Origin of the sequence: Aminobacter ciceronei (genome assembly GCF_014138625.1) — a bacterium.
GTDB lineage: Bacteria > Pseudomonadota > Alphaproteobacteria > Rhizobiales > Rhizobiaceae > Aminobacter > Aminobacter ciceronei.
The window spans coordinates 50563-65586 of the sequence record NZ_JACJHY010000035.1 but is presented as its reverse complement, the minus strand read 5'-3'; the positions used below and the strand labels follow the sequence as shown (position 1 = coordinate 65586).

General features: G+C 62.3%; 17 protein-coding genes, 3 tRNA genes and 1 pseudogene. 9 read left to right on the top strand and 12 right to left on the bottom strand.

The genetic code is table 11. The features are described from left to right. From HNQ95_RS27650 to HNQ95_RS27640, 3 genes are all read right to left on the bottom strand, one after another. On the bottom strand, positions 1 to 131 hold a 131-nt coding region (locus HNQ95_RS27650), incomplete at its 3' end, for a GTP-binding protein (protein ID WP_246341008.1). Positions 132 to 326: 195 nt separating this feature from the next. Next, positions 327 to 400, bottom strand: a tRNA-Gly gene (locus tag HNQ95_RS27645). A 121-nt stretch (positions 401 to 521) separates the two neighbouring features. Next, a tRNA-Tyr gene (locus HNQ95_RS27640) sits at positions 522 to 606 on the bottom strand. A 198-nt stretch (positions 607 to 804) separates the two neighbouring features. Between HNQ95_RS27640 and rlmB the strand changes: the two genes are divergently transcribed. From rlmB to HNQ95_RS27625, 3 genes are read left to right on the top strand one after another with little or no spacing between them, the layout of a single operon-like run. Beyond that, positions 805 to 1680 (top strand): 23S rRNA (guanosine(2251)-2'-O)-methyltransferase RlmB, encoded by an 876-nt coding sequence (gene rlmB, locus HNQ95_RS27635; protein WP_182575685.1) that lies wholly within the window; start codon positions 805 to 807, stop codon positions 1678 to 1680. Positions 1681 to 1688: 8 nt separating this feature from the next. After that, on the top strand, positions 1689 to 2090 hold the full coding sequence (locus HNQ95_RS27630) for a hypothetical protein (RefSeq protein WP_067961849.1): 402 nt from the start codon (positions 1689 to 1691) through the stop codon (positions 2088 to 2090). Next, positions 2087 to 3040 carry a F510_1955 family glycosylhydrolase gene (locus HNQ95_RS27625; RefSeq protein WP_182575684.1) on the top strand — a complete coding sequence of 318 codons (954 nt, stop codon included), beginning with the start codon at positions 2087 to 2089 and terminating at the stop codon, positions 3038 to 3040. Before HNQ95_RS27630 ends, HNQ95_RS27625 begins: the two co-directional genes overlap by 4 nt. A gap of 109 nt (positions 3041 to 3149) precedes the next feature. Here the strand turns inward: HNQ95_RS27625 and HNQ95_RS27620 are convergent. The 3 genes and pseudogenes from HNQ95_RS27620 to gcl form a co-directional block, all read right to left on the bottom strand. Beyond that, positions 3150 to 4073: pseudogene (locus HNQ95_RS27620) on the bottom strand (2-hydroxy-3-oxopropionate reductase); the annotation flags it as partial. Positions 4074 to 4100: 27 nt separating this feature from the next. Next, positions 4101 to 4898, bottom strand: a complete 798-nt coding sequence (otnI, locus tag HNQ95_RS27615) for a 2-oxo-tetronate isomerase (protein ID WP_067961844.1) — start codon at positions 4896 to 4898, stop codon at positions 4101 to 4103. A gap of 18 nt (positions 4899 to 4916) precedes the next feature. Continuing rightward, positions 4917 to 6698, bottom strand: a complete 1782-nt coding sequence (gene gcl / locus HNQ95_RS27610; RefSeq protein WP_182575682.1) for a glyoxylate carboligase — start codon at positions 6696 to 6698, stop codon at positions 4917 to 4919. Between the two features lie 193 nt (positions 6699 to 6891). On the opposite strand from gcl, the gene bhcR reads away from it, so the two are divergent. After that, the gene (gene bhcR, locus HNQ95_RS27605; protein WP_067961840.1) at positions 6892 to 7728 is read left to right on the top strand and encodes an HTH-type transcriptional regulator BhcR; all 837 of its coding nucleotides are present in this window, start codon (positions 6892 to 6894) and stop codon (positions 7726 to 7728) included. Positions 7729 to 7782: 54 nt separating this feature from the next. Here bhcR and HNQ95_RS27600 read toward each other — a convergent pair whose 3' ends face one another. Continuing rightward, positions 7783 to 8106, bottom strand: a complete 324-nt coding sequence (locus HNQ95_RS27600; protein WP_067961838.1) for a BA14K family protein — start codon at positions 8104 to 8106, stop codon at positions 7783 to 7785. Between the two features lie 205 nt (positions 8107 to 8311). Between HNQ95_RS27600 and HNQ95_RS27595 the strand changes: the two genes are divergently transcribed. Continuing rightward, positions 8312 to 8806 carry a YbaK/EbsC family protein gene (locus HNQ95_RS27595; protein ID WP_067961836.1) on the top strand — a complete coding sequence of 165 codons (495 nt, stop codon included), beginning with the start codon at positions 8312 to 8314 and terminating at the stop codon, positions 8804 to 8806. Positions 8807 to 8813: 7 nt separating this feature from the next. On the opposite strand, the gene HNQ95_RS27590 is transcribed toward HNQ95_RS27595, so the two are convergent. Further along, positions 8814 to 8889: transfer RNA gene (locus HNQ95_RS27590), tRNA-Thr, on the bottom strand. A 161-nt stretch (positions 8890 to 9050) separates the two neighbouring features. On the opposite strand from HNQ95_RS27590, the gene HNQ95_RS27585 reads away from it, so the two are divergent. Next, positions 9051 to 9218, top strand: coding sequence for a hypothetical protein (locus tag HNQ95_RS27585; protein ID WP_165915959.1), 168 nt, complete (start codon positions 9051 to 9053; stop codon positions 9216 to 9218). A gap of 23 nt (positions 9219 to 9241) precedes the next feature. On the opposite strand, the gene HNQ95_RS27580 is transcribed toward HNQ95_RS27585, so the two are convergent. Next, the gene (locus tag HNQ95_RS27580) at positions 9242 to 9982 is read right to left on the bottom strand and encodes a GGDEF domain-containing protein (RefSeq protein ID WP_067961835.1); all 741 of its coding nucleotides are present in this window, start codon (positions 9980 to 9982) and stop codon (positions 9242 to 9244) included. 237 nt (positions 9983 to 10219) lie between these two features. On the opposite strand from HNQ95_RS27580, the gene HNQ95_RS27575 reads away from it, so the two are divergent. The 3 genes from HNQ95_RS27575 to HNQ95_RS27565 all read left to right on the top strand — a co-directional run bounded on the left by HNQ95_RS27575 (position 10220) and on the right by HNQ95_RS27565 (position 13232). Next, the gene (locus HNQ95_RS27575; RefSeq protein ID WP_067961833.1) at positions 10220 to 10636 is read left to right on the top strand and encodes a hypothetical protein; all 417 of its coding nucleotides are present in this window, start codon (positions 10220 to 10222) and stop codon (positions 10634 to 10636) included. 113 nt (positions 10637 to 10749) lie between these two features. Then, positions 10750 to 11523, top strand: a complete 774-nt coding sequence (locus HNQ95_RS27570) for an NAD kinase (RefSeq protein WP_182575681.1) — start codon at positions 10750 to 10752, stop codon at positions 11521 to 11523. A 167-nt stretch (positions 11524 to 11690) separates the two neighbouring features. Continuing rightward, positions 11691 to 13232, top strand: a complete 1542-nt coding sequence (locus HNQ95_RS27565; protein ID WP_067961831.1) for a DEAD/DEAH box helicase — start codon at positions 11691 to 11693, stop codon at positions 13230 to 13232. 179 nt (positions 13233 to 13411) lie between these two features. Here HNQ95_RS27565 and HNQ95_RS27560 read toward each other — a convergent pair whose 3' ends face one another. The 3 genes from HNQ95_RS27560 to HNQ95_RS27550 form a co-directional block, all read right to left on the bottom strand. Next, positions 13412 to 14059 carry a YiaD family glycine zipper/OmpA-like lipoprotein gene (locus HNQ95_RS27560; RefSeq protein ID WP_067961829.1) on the bottom strand — a complete coding sequence of 216 codons (648 nt, stop codon included), beginning with the start codon at positions 14057 to 14059 and terminating at the stop codon, positions 13412 to 13414. Between the two features lie 150 nt (positions 14060 to 14209). Further along, positions 14210 to 14578, bottom strand: coding sequence for a GFA family protein (locus tag HNQ95_RS27555; RefSeq protein WP_067961826.1), 369 nt, complete (start codon positions 14576 to 14578; stop codon positions 14210 to 14212). 103 nt (positions 14579 to 14681) lie between these two features. Continuing rightward, complete coding sequence (locus tag HNQ95_RS27550; protein WP_246341005.1) at positions 14682 to 15017, bottom strand: cupin domain-containing protein; 336 nt, start codon at positions 15015 to 15017, stop codon at positions 14682 to 14684. Between the last annotated feature and the right edge of the window lie 7 nt (positions 15018 to 15024).

Sequence of the window (15024 nt, the reverse complement as noted above, 5' to 3'; positions counted from 1 at the left end):
TGGTCGTAGGCCTTGAACTCGCCGAAATACTTCGTGATCGCAGCAGTCAGCGACGTCTTGCCGTGGTCAACGTGACCAATCGTGCCGATGTTCACGTGAGGCTTGTTACGCTCGAATTTACCTTTTGCCATTGTCTCTTTCCTTGAGCATCGGGACCTTGGTTCCGGTCGGATGCGGGGCGATTACCGATAAAGGTCGAAAAAGACAAGCGCCTTTTGGCCAAACGACCACGTCGAGGCCAAAAGCAGTGCTTCTCTTTCAGTGCTGGACGCACATATGGGGACAAGCGGATGCAAATAAAAGGCTTCTTGCTTCGGCGAAAAGCCTGGAGCGGGTAGCGGGAATCGAACCCGCGTATTCAGCTTGGAAGGCTGCTGCTCTACCATTGAGCTATACCCGCGCCCCTGAGCGTCACGCGCCTGTTCAGGAGCGAAGCACGCCCTGGTATTCCTTGCCGCGCATTGCATCCAAAAGATGTAACCATCCTTTGAGGCAACGTTTTATGGCTTCCGGGCCGGCAGTGGTGGAGGAGGTTGGATTCGAACCAACGTAGACTGAGTCAACGGATTTACAGTCCGTCCCCTTTAACCACTCGGGCACTCCTCCAACTGCTTTGCCGGAGCCATGCTACGAGGCATTTCCGATCCCGGTTCGTGGCGAAGCGCCCTGCCCCGAAATCTGGGTGGGCTTATGGCGACAAGGTTTTGGCCTGTCAACCGGACATGGTGCGTTTTCATGCGGATTATTCAAAGCGCCGACTAACGGGCCGTATCCAAAGCCAGGCGTGGCGGCTATAGCAGGCGCATGAACGATACGAAAAAGCCCGGAACACCCAAAGACAGCCACTATGCCAAGCTGCGTCGCACCTTCCGCGATCAGAAGAATGGCCGCGACCAGAAAAGCGGCGGGGCACCCGCCTTCAGGCCCAAGCGTCCGCTGCCTCCGGGCGAGAATGCTCCTGACGGCCTGGTGCGGCTTTATGGCCTGCACACGGTGCGCGCGGCACTCGACAATCCACGCCGCAAGATCAGCCGCATGCTGGTGACACGCAATGCCGCCGAGCGGCTGGAGATTGCCGACATCGGCGCCCTGCCCTTTGCCACGGAACTGGTCGAGCCGAAGGACATCGACAAGATCACCGGCACCGACGCCGTCCACCAGGGCGTATTGATCGAAGCCGAGCCGCTGAAGGCCAAGGCGCTGTCGGCACTGGGCGATTCGCCGCTGATTCTGGTGCTCGACCAGGTGACCGACCCCCATAATGTCGGGGCGATCATTCGTTCTGCAGTAGCATTCGGCGCCGGCGCGCTCATCACAACGCAGCGCCACAGTCCGCACGAAAGCGGCGTACTGGCCAAATCGGCCTCCGGCGCGCTCGAGCACATCGACATGATAGAGGTGCGCAATCTCGCCGACGCGCTCGGCGTGCTGCACGAGGCCGGCTTCCAGACGATCGGGCTTGATTCGGAAGGCCCGGCGGAACTCGAAAAGGCGTTTGCCGGCGACAAGGTCGCTTTGGTGCTCGGCGCCGAGGGCAAGGGCCTGCGTCAGAAGACGCGCGAAACCGTGACGGCACTTGCCCGCCTCGACATGCCGGGCGCCATCCACTCGCTCAACGTGTCGAACGCAGCGGCTGTGTCGCTGTATGCGGCTCGACGCTTCCTGGCTGGCAACGGCTAGCGCTGCGGATGCCACGCAAGTTCGCGACCAAAGAGGATTGGCTGGTCGCCTGTGCAAACACAGTGGAACTGCTTGGGTCGATGTCACCAAGCGAATTCTACAACAAGGAGACAATGGAGTATCATTCTACGGCCAGATCGGCCGTTGTGAGATTGGCCAATGGGCTCGCGGACGCCGGCGATTTTGGTGCGTTCCTTCAGCGTGAGGACCAGACGACACGCCGGCTCCCTTCTACGCCCGAGGCATTGAGGGGGATGGCGCTGTCAGATATGCACTTTCGGCTCATATGTACCTTCGCTGACGAACGATGGATGCCGGGTTTTCTGGCAAGGGCATTCAATGATGGCGTGCTGATTCCGGCCCTTGAACAGCTATCTGCCAACATCGACCACTTCACACTCCAAGAGTGACGGCTCCGGCCCTCCCCGGCCCCTTGACCTTCCACCTGGAGGAAGCCGTAATTTCCATGGCGCAACGGAGTTTCGCCATGGCCAGCCGCCCCCCAATTGGCGCCTTCCTGTCAGCTTTTTTTTCGCGCTTGGAACCGCCTTACACGCGACGGGGACAGGGCTTAGGCGTCACCGATCTGGCTGGCAAGACGCATATTCATGGCCTCGCCTTCGACCGCGCCGATTCGTCGAGCGTGCTGGTTGCCACCCATCACGGCCTGATGAAGGCGGCGCTCGACGGCGCGGTGACGCCGGTGTCGGACAGCCGAGACGACTTCATGGGCTTTACGCCGCACCCGACCGACGCAACGATCCTGTTTGCCAGCGGGCATCCAAAGGGCGGCGGCAATCTCGGCTTCATCAGGTCAGACGATTCGGGAAAAAGTTGGCAGCAGATCGCGCCCGGTGTCGACGGCCCCGTCGATTTCCATCAGTTGGCCGTCAGCCCATCTAATCCGGATGTGCTGTACGGTTCATATGGGGCGATCCAGGCCAGCCATGACGGCGGAAAGAGCTGGACGATCGCAGGCGACGCGCCGGCAAAGCTGATCGATCTCGCGGTCTCGCCAACAAACCCTGATATCGTCTACGCCGCAACCGAAGACGGGCTGATGGTGAGCCGTGACGGCGCGAGAAACTGGCAACAGCTCGCCCTCGGCGGCGCGCCGGTAACCACGGTGGAGCTGGCCGCCGACGGCACGATCTACGCGTTCGCGCCGGGGCGTGGGCTGTTGCGCGCCACCGAGGCGGCGCCGGACTTCAAGGCAGTGGGCGAAGGCCCCGACCCTGCCGGATACATCCTGCACCTGGACGCGCAGGCACCCAACCGCATGGTCGCCGTCACCGGCACCAGCGCCATCGTCGTTTCAAGCGGTGCCGGCGCGACATGGTCGGTTCTAGCCGCCAAGTGATGTTGTCCCTACGAAACGCGGAACGGGCTCCAACGTCGCCGCTGGAGCCCGGTCCTCGACAGTGCCGGGACGATCACGGCGTGGGAACGTTGCGCCGTGGCTTCCCCTCCTATACCGCCTTGCCTTTGGCGTCGGCCGCTTCCGAGCCGACTTCGAAATTGGCCATGCGCTCGAGCGCACGCACCAGCGCCGAATGGTCTTCCTTCGCGCCACCGTTGGCGGCGCAGGAATTGAACAGCTCCTGCGTCATCGAGGTGTTGGGCAAGGATACGCCGAGCGCCTTGGCGCCCTGAAGCGCCAGATTGAGGTCCTTCTGATGCAGTTCGATGCGGAAGCCCGGCGCAAAGGTGCGCTTGACCATGCGGTCACCGTGAACCTCGAGGATGCGCGAGGCAGCCAGTCCGCCCATCAACGCCTGTCGAACCTTTGCCGGGTCGGCGCCCGCCTTGGAAGCGAAGACCAGCGCCTCGGCGACGGCCTCGATGGTGAGAGCCACCACGATCTGATTGGCAACCTTGGTGGTCTGGCCGACGCCGTTGGGCCCGACGAGCGTGATGTTCTTGCCCATCTTCTCGAACACTGGACGGGCGCGCTCAAACGGCTTCTCCTCGCCGCCGACCATGATCGTCAGCGATGCCGCCTTGGCGCCGACCTCGCCGCCTGACACCGGTGCGTCGAGATAGTCGCAGCCAAGCGCGTTGATTTTTTTGGCGAATTCCTTGGTCTCGATCGGCGAGATCGAGCTCATGTCGATCACCAGCTTGCCCTTGGACAGGCCTGACGCAACACTGTTTTCACCGAACAGCACGTCAGCAACCTGCGGTGTATCGGGCACCATCAGGATAATGATGTCGGCAGCCTTGGCCAGTGCCTGGTGCCCGCTGACCGCCTTCAACCCTTTGCCAACCAGCTCGGCCGGCAGCGCGCCACGATGATCGCTGGCGATGACTTCATAACCGGCGTCGAGCAGGTGACCTGCCATCGGCGCGCCCATGATGCCCAGGCCGACAAATCCGATTTTTTCCATTTTCGTATTCCTTTTATTCCAGTGGCCGCGCGCTCAGGCAGCGGCGCTGCCCTTGTCGGCAAATCCAGCAAACCAGCCCAGGCCTTCGACCGTTCCGGCCTTGGGCTTGTATTCGGCGCCGACCCAGCCGGTGTAACCGATGCGGTCGAGATGCTCGTAGAGGAACGGGTAGTTTATCTCGCCCGTGCCCGGCTCATGACGTCCGGGATTGTCCGCCAGCTGCACATGCGCAATGCGGGTCAGATTGGCCTCGATGGTGCGGGCGAGATCACCCTCCATGATCTGCATGTGGTAGATGTCGTATTGCAGGAAGAGATTGTCCGAGCCGACCCTGTCGATGATGCCGAGCGCCTGTTTGGTGGTGTTCAGGAAAAAGCCGGGGATGTCCCTGGTGTTGATCGGTTCGATCAGCAGGCGGATGCCCGCCGTCTTTAGCTTTTCTGCCGCGAAGGCGAGATTTTCGACGAAGACATTTTCCAGCACGTCGCGGGCGTTGCCGGCAGGCGCGATGCCGGCCAGGCAGTTCACTTGCTCGCAACCGAGCGCATGCGCATAGCTGATCGCCTTGGCGACGCCCTGGCGGAACTCGTGGATTCGGTCTGGCAGCACGGCGATGCCGCGCTCGCCTGCCGCCCAGTCGCCAGGCGGCAGATTAAACAGAGCCTGCGTCAGGCCGTTCTTCTTGAGGCGCGCGGCAACGACGTCGGGCGCATGATCGTAAGGCGCGATGTATTCGACGGCCTTGAAGCCGGCGCGCGCGGCGGCGTCGAAGCGATCGAGAAAGTCATGCTCGCCAAAGAGCATCGACAAATTGGCTGAAAACTTGGGCATTGTTGTTTCCTCGAAAAATCAGTCGAGCAGCATGATTGCGGTCGGCGCGTCTTCGTTGCTCTCGGCAAGCTCTTCGAACTCGACGACATTGTCGATCTCGACGCCCATGGAGATGTTGGTGACGCGTTCGAGGATGAACTCGAGAACGACCGGCACCTGGTGCTCCTTCATGAGCTGCTTGGCCTGCTTGAAGGCTGCGGCGAACTCTTCCGGCTTGCGCACGCGGACCGCCTTGCAGCCCATGGCCTCGGCAACCGCGACGTGATCGACACCATACCCCGCCTCTGGATCGTCCGCGCGGTTGATGTTCTCGAAGGCAAGGCTGACCTCGAAGTCCATCTGGAAGCCGCGCTGCGCCTGGCGGATCAGGCCGAGATAGGCGTTGTTCACGACGACATGGATATAAGGCAGCTTGTGCTGGGCGCCGACGGCCAGTTCCTCGATCATGAACTGGAAATCGTAGTCGCCCGACAAGGCGACGATGTCGCGGTCCGGATCGGCGGCACGGACGCCGAGCGCTGCCGGCAGGGTCCAGCCGAGCGGGCCGGCCTGGCCACAATTGATCCAGTTGCGCGGCTTGTAGACGTGCAGGAACTGCGCGCCGGCGATCTGCGACAGACCAATGGTGGTGACATAGGTTGTGTCGCGGCCGAATGCCCTGTTCATCTCCTCATAGACGCGCTGCGGCTTGAGCGGGACCTGGTCGAAATGGGTCTTGCGCTTCATCGTCTTCTTGCGCTGCTGGCATTCCTTGGCCCAGCCCGACCAGTCACGCAGCTTGCCTGCCGTCTTCCACTCGGTGGCGACGTCGAGAAGGATCTTCAGGGCCGCGCCGGCATCCGACGTCACGCCGAGATCGGGCGCAAAGACACGGCCGATCTGTGTCGGCTCGATGTCGATGTGAATGAACTTGCGGCCTGCGGTGTACTTGTCGACCGAACCGGTGTGACGGTTGGCCCAGCGGTTGCCGACGCCGAGAACGAAGTCCGAGGCCAGCATTGTCGCGTTGCCATAGCGGTGCGACGTCTGCAGGCCGCACATGCCGGCCATCAGGCGATGATCGTCGGGGATCGAGCCCCAGCCCATCAGGGTGGGAACGACCGGAACCCCGGTGATTTCTGCGAATTCGATGAGCAGGTCCGAGGCATCGGCATTGATGACACCGCCGCCGGCAACGATCAGCGGCTTCTCCGCCTGGTTGAGCATCGACAGCGCCTTCTCGGCCTGGGCCCGCGTCATCGCCGGCTTGTGGATGGAGAGAGGCTCATAGGCGTCGATGTCGAACTCGATCTCGGCGAGCTGGACGTCGACCGGCAGGTCGACCAGAACCGGGCCCGGGCGACCCGAACGCATGAGATAGAAGGCCTTCTGCAGCGCCATCGGAACCAGGTACGGCTCCATGACGGTGACTGCCCACTTGGTCACCGGGGCGGCGATCGCGGCGATGTCGACGGCCTGGAAGTCTTCCTTGTTCAGCCGCGCACGCGGCGCCTGGCCGGTGATGCAGAGGATCGGGATCGAGTCGGCGGATGCCGAATACAGGCCGGTGATCATGTCGGTGCCGGCCGGACCCGACGTACCGATGCACAGGCCGATGTTGCCGGCCTTGGCGCGGGTATAGCCTTCGGCCATGTGCGAGGCGCCCTCGACGTGGCGGGCCAGGACGTGCCGGACGGTACCGCGCGCCTTCAGCGCTGAATAGAACGGGTTGATGGCCGCACCCGGCACACCGAAGGCACACGAGATGCCTTCCTTCTCAAGAACGAGGACCGCTGCATCGACAGCGCGCATCCTGGCCATGGTCTTACCTCCAACTGAAAACTGATGTTGGCTGATCGTGTCATCGACGACCGCATTTTGCAATTTTTTCAAAATATTTTTTCATGCATTGAAGTCAGCGCTTACCATATGATTTTGCTTCGATTTTCATTTTTCGTTGCATCGCTCGCCAATTTGGATGAAAAAGTTTTTTAAAAGCAACTGGAGCGACGCAATGGCAACGATGGAAAAACGACAACGCGGACGGCCCCGCGCATTCCAACCGGCATCGGACGCAGGATCAGTGCAGTCGCTCGACCGGGCGTTGCGCATCCTCGCCATCGTCGCACACGGTGACGGCCTGTCGCTGAGCGAGATTTCGGCTGCGTCCGACCTTGCCGCCGCGACCGCCTATCGCATGCTGACCACCTTGCAGAACCATGGCATGGTCGAATTCGACAGCGACGGCCAGTTGTGGTCGATCGGGGTCGAGACCTATCGTATGGGGGCAGCCTTCCTGCGCCGGCGCAAGCTCGTAGACCGCGCACGCGCGGTGATGCAGGAGCTCATGGAAAAAACCGGGGAAACCGCCAATCTCGGCGTCGCCGAAGACGATTGCGTGGTCTTCGTCAGCCAGGTCGAGACACATCAGGCGATCCGCGCCTTCTTCCGGCCGGGCACGCGCAGCCCCTTCCATGCCTCGGGCATCGGCAAGGCAGTGCTTGCCCATCTCGACCGCGAGCGGGTCAATGCCATCGTGCGCAAGGCCGGGCTCGACGCCTATACGGAAAGGACACTGTCTGAACCGGCGCTGCTTGCCCGCGATCTCGAGAAGATCCGCAGCCGCGGCTGGTCTGTCGACGACGAAGAACGTTATCCCGGCATGCGCTGCATCGCTGCCGCGGTGTTCAACGAATTCGGCGAACCCATTGGCGGCGTTTCGGTTTCCGGGCCGACGGTGCGCGTGACCTCGGAACGTCTCGGCGAAATCGGCCCGATCGTCCGCGACGCCGCAGCAGAACTGACCAGGATGATCGGCGGCTCGCCCGAAGGCACGGTGCCGGGTCTCTGAAAGCGCCTGGTGGGAGAAGGGTTGCCCCTCTCCCACAATGCAATCTGGTTCCGACTACAGGCGGCAGTAGCGCAGGCGGCCGTCATAGCCAACATAGGTGTCGGTGCGCGGATCGTAGCTGCGGTAGCGCGCGAAGCAGCGTTGGACGTGGCTGTCGTAAGGGTCGACCGGGTAATAGGCGTCGTAATAGGGTCCAGGCGCCGGGCGGTGGCCGCCGGCAATGATCGCCCCGGCGATGAAACCGCCGGCGCCGGCAAGGGCTGCAGCCTCGGCGCGGGTCAGGCCACCGGCAGACGACTGCTGGACGGTGCCGATGAGGCCGGTTGCGACGACGGTGGCTGCGATAAGGCCCGAAATCATCTTGCTCTTGAAAGACATGGTGCTCTCCTTCGGTTGATCTGGGAGGCGTTTCTCCGCCTCATGCCAGTCAGTCGTGGCCAGCACCCGAAAGGTTCACGACCACCGAGAATCTTTTTTGCGGATAGTTCAATACGCCGATCCGCGTCAGCCATCGCCTTAACTTGACAGCGGCGTGACAACGGCTGAAGTCACCTCATTCGCAATGACCAGCGCTGGAACGATCATGAGCCTGCAATCCGTGAAAGCCTTCTTCGCCGAAAACGCCCCTGACATCGACGTCATCGAGACACAGACAAGCTCGGCAACCGTGGCGCTGGCGGCCGAGGCGCACGGCGTCGAGCCCGCCCAGATTGCCAAGACCATCTGCATGCGCGTCGGCGAGCGGGTGGTCCTTGTCGTCGCGCGCGGCGATGCACGCATCGACAACCGCAAATGCCGCGACGCCTTTGGCGCCAAGCCGCGCATGCTGGACGTCGAGCAGGTGGCGGAATTGACCGGACATCCCGTCGGAGGCGTCTGCCCGTTCGGCCTGGCAACACCGCTCAAGATCTATTGCGACGTATCGCTGCGTGCCTATGACGAAGTCGTGCCGGCGGCCGGCGCCACCAACGCCGCAGTGCGAATCGGCGTCGAGCGCATGGCAACGCTCGTCAGCGCCGAATGGTGCGACATCTGCCAGGACGCCGTCGCCAAGACGGATGCGGAAGCTGCTGAGTAAGAAGAACTGGTGCCCCCGGCAGGAATCGAACCCGCGACCTTCGGTTTACAAAACCGCTGCTCTACCAGCTGAGCTACAAGGGCAATTCGCCCCGGTTAGCATATTTTGCGGTCCAGTAAAGACAATTTCGGGCGAGCCGCGCGGCATCCCCAGATGCGCACAGGCCCCGCGCCCTAAAACTGAAGCCTCGCGCCCACTATATCCAGATCGCAGGCAGCATGAACGCCGGCGCTGGAGGTGATGGATGATCAGGTTCGTGATTATTGCCGTGGTGGTGATTGTCGCGTGGCTGCTTTTGCTCAAGCTTTTCCGCCAGATGAAAGAGGCGCGGGTCGACTGGACCGGAATCGCCACGATCATCGGCTTTATCGTGCTCGCCATCTACCTGCACTATGTCACCGGCATCGGCTGACCCTGGCCCCCCGCAAGACGGCCTCAGACAACCGGCACCACCGGACTGGCAAACACCACACGATTGCGCCCCTGTTCCTTGGCCTCATAGAGGCAGCGGTCGGCAAGGCGCATGAGCTGCGATGTTGGTTGCTGCCCAGCGGATACGACCGCACCGATGCTGACCGTCAGGCGATGCGGGCGGCCTTCCACCGGATAGAATGCAAGCCGCTCGACCTCGACGCGGATCCGCTCGGCGACAGCGGCCGCCTCATCCGGACCTGTGGTTGGCAGGAAGGCGCAGAACTCCTCACCGCCGACACGCCCGACCAGGTCGTTTTCGCGGATCGCCGAACGTAGCGCCTTCGAGATCAGCTTGAGCGCCTCGTCGCCGACGAGGTGGCCAAAGGTGTCGTTGATGCTCTTGAAATTGTCGGCGTCGATCAGAAGCAGCGCGCCGGAATCGCATTTGCGCCTGGCTTGTTTCGATTTCTCGAAAAATGCCTCGCGGTTCAGCAGCCCGGTCATGTGGTCGTGCGTTGCTTTTGCCTTCAACTGCATGTGGGCTTGCGACAGTTCGGCAAGCGCACGGCTGAGTTTCTCGTTCTGCCAGAAGATCAGGAATGCCGCAGGAAACGCCGTCAGCACCGGCAGGATCGAATTCATAGCAAAGACGAACGCCGTGAAGGACTGGCCGGCTGAATGACGGATCGAAAACGAAACGACCTGGGTCACGAGGATGACGGCGATGGTGACCAGGCTGGCCTTGAACGTGATCTTCCACACGACGATCCCCTTCCATGTCCGGGTCCGAATGCAGAGCTAGATAGCGAGCGAAGCTTAACGCTTTGCGATCCGGCCATGGATGTATCTCGCTGACGGAATGCGTAAGTGGTGTGAGCCCCGTGGAAATGTACGCCTGCCTCCGGCACAGTCTTTGTCGAGGCGGATACTTGACCTTCCCGAGGCCGAAGGCGGAATGTAGGCCCGAACGACATCGAATCCCCGTCCATGGAGTAGCAAATGCTAAAGCAAGTCTTGGTCGCCTCTGCCCTGGCGGCGATCACCGTTTCCGTAGCTCAGGCACAGACATGCGAAAAGAACTTCAAGGTCAGCGGCATTCCGCTGGTTACGGCGGTTTCCTTCAAAAGCTCGCAGTCGTTTCCCAAGGTCAAACAGGCGCAGGCCCTGAAGCGCCTCGCCCAGGCAATCGCCGCCGAGGGCTTCTCCGGCATCACGGTCAACAAGGAACTCGGGGCGATCGACGCCTATCAAGACACTTCGGGCAGCGGCCGGCTGCAGACATTGCGTGTTGTGGCTCGAAGCCAGGGCGGCGGCACCCTGGTCAACGCCGTGTTCGACATCCAGCCGGGCCAGGTGACCACCAACGACGTTGTCCGCACCGGCATGTGCTCGATCATCCGCTCGGCCGGCGGTTGAGCAGCCAGCGCCAGGCTGGCGCAGGCCGGCTAGCTCCCTTTGCTTTGGCAAATCAGCGTGCTACCCCGTTGCCGGCGGCCGGCATCGGCGTTCGGACCGCCGCCAGGGAGCACATGGACGCCAAGTCGCTGACATTTTCGTTTGCATCGTCAGGCACCGCGGAGGCGGATGCCGCGGCCAAGCGGCTCGCCCAGCGCTATGGCCAGATACCTCATGACCGGGCAGATATTGTCGTCGCATTGGGCGGCGACGGGTTTCTGCTCCAGACGCTGCGCGAGACGATGAGTACCGGCAAGCGTGTCTACGGCATGAACCGCGGCACGGTCGGCTTCCTGATGAACGAGTACCGCGAAGGCGCCCTGCCCGAGCGCCTTGCGGCTGCGGTGCCCGAAACCATCCGGCCGCTGGAAATGATGACCGTCGACGACACCGGCACGTCAAGGGAAGCGCTGGCGATCAACGAGGTTTCGCTGCTGCGCCAATCCTACCAGGCAGCCCGGCTGCGCATTTCGGTCGACGGCAAGGTCAGGCTGAACGAGTTGATTTGCGACGGCGTCATGGTGGCGACGCCGGCAGGGTCCACTGCCTACAATCTGTCGGCCCACGGCCCTATCCTGCCGCTCGATGCGCCGCTGCTGGCCCTGACCCCGGTCAGCCCGTTCCGACCCAGGCGCTGGCGCGGTGCGTTGCTGCCCAAGACGGCGGTTGTTCGCTTCGACATTCTGGAAGAGCAAAAGCGGCCGGTGAACGCAGTTGCCGACCATACCGAGGTCAAGTCTGTGGTTTCAGTGGAAGTTCGGGAATCCGCTGTGCACACCGCGACGCTGCTGTTCGACCCGGGCCATTCCTGGAGCGAACGCATCCTGGCCGAGCAATTCAAATACTGACCATTGGGCCACAGCTGGAAGTATTCAGCTGCAATCGCCACGTGTGTGCCAGTTTGAGTTGACAAATCGCGCACTTACGCCTATCGCGTTGCGGCATATTGCAGGCGGCTTGCGCCTGTCGTGGCCAGCGTGCCGCGCCCTTGAACGAGCAAAGACAGCCAACACACTTGTCCGAAGACACTCAGACCGCTCCAGAAGCGTTGACCTTCGCAGACCTCGGCCTTTCGCCGAAGGTCCTTTCCGCAGTCACCGACGCGGGCTACACTCAGCCCACGCCGATCCAGGCAGGCGCGATTCCGCACGCGCTGCAGGGCAAGGACGTTCTCGGCATCGCCCAGACAGGCACCGGCAAGACGGCTTCGTTCGTGCTGCCGATGCTGACGCGCCTCGAAAAGGGCCGCGCCCGTGCGCGCATGCCACGCACTCTGATCCTTGAGCCGACGCGTGAACTCGCGGCGCAGGTCGAGGAGAACTTCGTCAAGTACGGCAAGAACCACCGGCTGAACATCGCGCTGCTGATCGGCGGCGTGTCGTTCGACGAGCAGGAAAAGAAGCTCGAGCGCGGCGCCGACGTCCTGATCGCCACGCCCGGCCGCATGCTCGACCATTTCGAGCGCGGCAAGCTGCTGCTGACCGGCGTCGAGATTCTCGTCATCGACGAGGCCGACCGCATGCTCGACATGGGCTTCATCCCCGACATCGAGCGCATCTGCAAGCTGATCCCGTTCACGCGCCAGACGCTGTTCTTCTCGGCGACGATGCCACCTGAAATCACCAAGCTCACCGAGCAGTTCCTGCATGCGCCGGTGCGTGTCGAGGTTGCCAAGGCGGCCTCTACCGCCGTCAACATCACCCAGCGCCTTGCCAAATCCGGCCCCAAGCCCTGGGACAAGCGCGAGACCCTGCGCCGCCTGATCAAGGCGGAAGGCGACGAGATCAAGAACGCGATCATCTTCTGCAACCGCAAGGTCGATGTCTCGGAATTGTTCCGCTCGCTGGTCAAGCACGACTTCGATGCCGGCGCGCTGCATGGCGACATGGACCAGCGAGCGCGCATGACCATGCTGTCCAATTTCCGCGACGGCAAACTGCGCCTTCTCGTAGCGTCGGACGTTGCCGCGCGCGGCCTCGACATCCCTGATGTCAGCCACGTCTTCAATTACGACGTGCCGATCCATGCAGAGGACTACGTCCACCGCATCGGCCGTACCGGTCGCGCCGGACGCTCGGGCAAGTCGTTCACCATCGCGACGCGTTCCGACACCAAATATGTCGACGCCATCGAAAAGCTGATCGGCAACAAGATCGAATGGCACGACGGTGACCTGTCGACTGTCGTTGCCAGCGAAGGCGACGACGAGGCTCCGCGCCGCGGCCGTGGCGCGCCACGTCGCGCCGGCGGCAAGGACAAGCCAGGCCGCGAGCGCGACCGCAGGCCGCGTGACGAGGCACCGGTTGTCGAGGCTGCCGCCATCGTGGCAGCCGAAGCGCCTGCAGACAACGTCGTTGCCGACATCAACGAGCGCCGTGAACGCAAGGAAGCGATCAGGAACGGCAATGCCGATCGCAAACACCGCGAGCACGAGGACCGGCCGCGACGCGACGATCATCGTGGCAATCGCCGCCATCAGCGCGAGGAAGAAGACGACCGCACTGTCGGCTTCGGCGACGACATGCCAGCCTTCATGCTCATCGCGACAAACATCTGAGCGACAAGACGCTCCAGCAAAATGGCCCCAAACGGGGCCATTTTCTTTTGCTGCTACACCCATCCTGATGTCGTTCAGTCGAGACGGCTTCGTCAGCGCGCCATGTTTTTCGCACCGGCGCTCAATGAAAAACGGCCCCACAAGGGGCCGTCTCCTTCATGAGTTTTCCGGTCTGCAGCTCAGGTGAGCGGCGACAACTGAATCTCGACGCGGCGGTTTTGCGCGCGGCCTTCCGAAGTCGCGTTGGACGCAATTGGGCGAGTCGCACCAAAACCGGTAACGGCAAAGCGCCTGGAATCGACGCCCTGGGCACCAAGGTAGTTGGCGACCGACAACGCGCGACGCTGTGACAGGTCGAAATTGTGCTGGTCGCCGCCGGTCGAATCGGTGTGACCGAACACGTCGACGGTGGTCTGGTTGAACTTCTTGAGCACCAGCGCCACCGAGTTCAGCGTGTTGTAGAAGCCGGCCTTCACCGCGTCCTGGTCGGTGGCAAAGGTGATGTTCGACGGCATGTTCAGGATGATCTGGTCGCCGGCGCGGGTGACGCTGACGCCGCTGCCCTGCAGCTGGGCACGCAGCTCGGATTCCTGCCGGTCCATATAGCCGCCGGCGAGACCACCGGCGAGAGCGCCGACACCAGCGCCGATCAGCGCGTTGCGGCGGTCATTGCCGCCGGCGAGCAGACCAAGGCCGGCGCCGGCGAGTGCGCCGATACCAGCGCCTGCCGCGGCGTTCGAAACCTTCTGCTGACCGGTATAAGGATCGGTCGTGCACGCACCGACGAGCATGCTGCCAGCCAGCGCGAAAATCACTGTCTTCTTCATCAGGATATGTCCCTCTCCGTACCGCGAAACGCATCGGGCGTTCCGCGCAAAGCCCTTCACCGGCCTTGTAGCATGAAATACGGCGAAAAACGGAACGGAAGCAGTGACAAATGGGCAAACTCCGGCCTGCCCGCACGACAATCTAGTCGGCTACCAGAGGTTCTTGCCGTCGACCATCACGACTTCGATCTTGTCGAGGTCGAAGTCATCGAAGAGGCGTGCATTGACGCTGACCTTGGGGTTGTCGAAATCAGCTTCGCCGGTCGACCAGTCGGGTGTCTCGGTGAAGGTGCCGCAACCGCAGACGGCGCAGAAGCCATGCTTCACCACATTCTCTCCGCGCGCGTAGAAAGCAACGTTTTCCGGCGGACTGACGAGCTTGAACTGGGCGGGCGTGTAATAGGCCCAGAGTGCGCCGCGCTTGGAGCAGAACGTGCAGGTGCAGAAGGTCACCGTCTCTGGCACCTCCGTTACCTCAAACATGGTCGCCTTGCAGTGACAGCTGCCCTTGATCACCATCCTGGTCTTCCTCGCATGTCGTTTTGGGTCGCTTTCCTGCGACGGCGCACCATAGCGAGGGGCTGCTGACACGCTGGTGTCAGCAGAACGGCTGTCAGGATTGTCAGTAGGACTTCGGCGGCACGAACAGGCAGATGGTCTTGCTGTCATCGGCACCCGCGACGGAGCACCAATGATATCGGCCATCAGGCGATTCGTGGATCCGTGCATCCTGGTAGGTCACCACCTCGCCAGTGCCCTCGATGACATAGCCTTGTGGCCGCTCGCTTATCGCCTGCTTCGGCACCTCACGGCAGTCGTAGCCGGAACAGCAAGCGAAGGGATAAGTCCAGCCTTTCGGCGCGTCGTGGGATAGAGCGAGCGGCGTGCTGAGCGAAATCAGCGCGAGCGTGGACAGTGCAAGGATGTATCGGCGCAGACGGAGGTTTTCTGGACGCATAGCGTCA